Annotated in this window: 4 protein-coding genes and 1 pseudogene; 3 read left to right on the forward strand and 2 right to left on the reverse strand. The window is 33.4% G+C overall.

Annotation, left to right across the window (positions count from 1 at the left end; translation table 11 throughout):
- Positions 1 to 509, reverse strand: a pseudogene (locus tag F0000_RS26900) (hypothetical protein); the annotation flags it as partial.
- A 157-nt stretch (positions 510 to 666) separates the two neighbouring features.
- Between F0000_RS26900 and F0000_RS26905 the strand changes: the two are divergent.
- The 3 genes from F0000_RS26905 to F0000_RS26915 are packed head-to-tail and all read left to right on the forward strand — an operon-like array spanning position 667 to position 1,549.
- The gene (locus F0000_RS26905) at positions 667 to 1,002 is read left to right on the forward strand and encodes a helix-turn-helix domain-containing protein (RefSeq protein WP_149627787.1); all 336 of its coding nucleotides are present in this window, start codon (positions 667 to 669) and stop codon (positions 1,000 to 1,002) included.
- A 10-nt stretch (positions 1,003 to 1,012) separates the two neighbouring features.
- Positions 1,013 to 1,246, forward strand: a complete 234-nt coding sequence (locus tag F0000_RS26910; RefSeq protein ID WP_149627788.1) for an addiction module protein — start codon at positions 1,013 to 1,015, stop codon at positions 1,244 to 1,246.
- Complete coding sequence (locus tag F0000_RS26915) at positions 1,247 to 1,549, forward strand: type II toxin-antitoxin system RelE/ParE family toxin (RefSeq protein WP_149627789.1); 303 nt, start codon at positions 1,247 to 1,249, stop codon at positions 1,547 to 1,549. It abuts the gene before it with no gap.
- A 392-nt stretch (positions 1,550 to 1,941) separates the two neighbouring features.
- On the opposite strand, the gene F0000_RS26920 is transcribed toward F0000_RS26915, so the two are convergent.
- Positions 1,942 to 2,889: RHS repeat-associated core domain-containing protein (locus F0000_RS26920; RefSeq protein WP_304505301.1), on the reverse strand; the 948-nt coding region annotated here is incomplete at its 5' end.

Here is a 2,889-nt window from a genome sequence, read left to right on the forward strand (position 1 = left end):
CTAATACAATGCAATGGATTATTAGTTTTTCTTGATGTAAATATCAAGTACATTAATAATCGGTTAGTTTCTTCTCCGATCACTCCAGATTTTCCTATTAACTCATTGGTCTTTTTAAGTAAGTCTTTGGATTTTAAGAACTTTACAGCTGCTTGTTCTTCCGTCTCACTAAGTTTTTTTACTGATATTTCGTTTGCTTTATTGGCTGCTTCCAGTTCATCGATTCTATATTGCTCTAATGCTGATGTTAGTTCTTGCAGGGTTTTACGGGTGATACTCGTACCTATTTCGATACGTTCTGCAATCTTACGTACAAATTTCTCGACCATATTGTCATTGTACAGATCGATACTATGACGTAACACATTAATACTTTTTGGCTTTTGAACGCTCATTGTTACTCGCATACGATCTAAATTATTAAGCTTGATACCGCCTAAGATGTGGATTTCTAGGTCTTTTGTGATATAGCTATAGTTGTTTGGATTGGTAGTATTTAATGTAATCATAGAAAAAGATTAAAATAATAACATTCTCATATTTGTCTCAAAAGTAACAATTACGAGAACATCAAACAAGACACTTAGTAGATTTTATTAAATTATCTTGCTTATATTTGTCTTATATTCACTTTTTAGAGGTGTTTTTAATTAATATTTCTCGATTATGACTATTGCAGAGCGCATACGACTATATAGACAACAAAAGAATTTATCACAAGCAGAACTGGCAGAACGTTCTGGGGTAAACAATAAGAGTTTATCTCGTTATGAACTAGACACCAGTATCCCTCCTGCGGATGCATTAAAAGCAATTGCAGATGCACTTGGAGTTTCTACAGATTCGTTACTAAGTGATGATAATATAGCGATCAAGGATACACAGCTTCTTAAACGTTTTGAAGTAATACAGGATATGACAGGAGATAATAAAGCAATAATTATTAAGTTTTTAGACCTTGCTATTAGAGACTTTAAAACACAACAAGCCTATTCTTCTTAAATTTTAAACAATGATGAACTTACAATATATTTCAGATAGTAATGGTGTTCCTACTGGGGTTTTTATCCCAATGAACGATTGGAATAAACTCAAAGAAAAGTACAACGATATTGAGACCGAGTTAAACGATATCCCTGAGTGGCATAAAGCGGAACTGGATAAACGTTTAGCTGATCATCGCAACAATCCTGATCAGGTATTAGATTTTGACAAGGCTATGGACGATATTGACAAAGAGTTATAAATGTACAAATCTGTCATACTACCGCTTGCCAAAGAAGATATTAGAAGTACTGCCAAGTGGTACAACAAACAGCAAAAAGGATTAGGTAAACGTTTTACCAGAGAAGTCCGTAAAAAAGTAGCTCATATTCGTAAAAACCCTGAAAACATTATTACTCGATATCGTGATGTTAAAACTGCTATCGTAGATGTGTTCCCATATATGATCCATTTTATAGTGGATGAAGAGAATAAAACCATCATAATCTCTGCAGTCTTTGCAATGGCACAAAGTCCACAAAATTGGAACACTAGAGACGAATAAACATAACAAAAGCCATAACTCTAAAGTTGTGGCTTTCTCTTTTACATTCTTACCTTACCGCTACGAAGTTAAAAACTATCGCAGAGCCCAATCACTCTTCGGAGAGCTGAGTTAATTAAAACCAAATTGAAGATATAATTTTTATTATAAAAAGAAGCGGTAAAAATGCTATTAAAACATGCCATTTATTTAACCTTTCTTTCAAATAGAAATACTTATATAGAATGTTTATAGACAATATCAAGGAAATAATAAATAATGGAATAAACACATAATTATTTAAAATCACACCATATTTTCTTGATGGATAAAAATATAGTAATAGATTAATTACGATAGTCACAAAAATTGTAAATAGAATTACAGCTGACTTAATTTTTAAATTATTCTTTTTAGTTTCCATTAAATCCATTTTTAATTGCCCTTTGATCAGCATCAGAATCTAAACTAAAGGAAGTTAACTCGTTAGCGTTAGATCCAAAAATAACTTCAGCATAACTAAACCCAGACATCCCCATTGCTCTACCCCACATGTAATTACCTGCGTCATACAAATTATAAATAGTACTTTGATTTCCAAATCTAAAAAATCCAGCACCTTGTTCAAATGTAAGCGAAAGACCTGCCCTTCTTCCATCACCGTGATTCAATGCAGGCTTATCTATAAGACCTGATAAAAAACCTTCAGCAAAATCAAAATCCCCATGACCTTTACCTACAGCTGTAAACAAACTTGATAACCATTTTCCTGGACCATTAATCGGCAAGTTTGCAAACCATCTATCATAAATAAGCCCTGATTCGATTATATGATTATTAACTTTCTTTATAGATACGGCATAAAATACACGATCACCTATTTCCCAAAGCCTATCATCATTATATAAGCCATCTATACCTTCATAGTCATTAAAAAATAACTCATTTCCATCTTGATCAAAAAATCTATTTGATTTATCATTCTTAACTACTCCTACTACTTTACCATTGGAATTAACCGTAATATCATCTTGAGGGTCATCTTCTTCATCACTTGCTTCATAAACAGTAATCAGATCATCGTCTGTTATTCCATTAGCTGCCATCCATTCTTGCGTGGAATTCGCTCCACTAGGATCAGCCCAAAAAACAGGGTCATTATCAAAGGCAGTATATGTAGACATCGAGTGATGTGTAACAGGATCAATAGAAGTCCAACGAGCAATAGCAGGATCATATTGTCGCAGTGGCATTTCGTAAAGATCAAGCCCTAAACTTTGTTCGTGCTCGATCCCATTAAACCCATAGTTATGCTCCCTACCAGTAATGGTATTATTGTAGCCTTTATGCTGTAGTCCAAA

The sequence above is a fragment of the Aquimarina sp. RZ0 genome (assembly GCF_008370685.1).
GTDB lineage: Bacteria > Bacteroidota > Bacteroidia > Flavobacteriales > Flavobacteriaceae > Aquimarina.

Bases quoted from the DNA above. Each gene is read 5' to 3' on its own strand.
- F0000_RS26905 (WP_149627787.1), top strand. From the start codon at position 667: ATGACTATTGCAGAGCGCATACGACTATATAGACAACAAAAGAATTTA.
- F0000_RS26910 (WP_149627788.1), top strand. From the start codon at position 1,013: ATGATGAACTTACAATATATTTCAGATAGTAATGGTGTTCCTACTGGG.
- F0000_RS26915 (WP_149627789.1), top strand. From the start codon at position 1,247: ATGTACAAATCTGTCATACTACCGCTTGCCAAAGAAGATATTAGAAGT.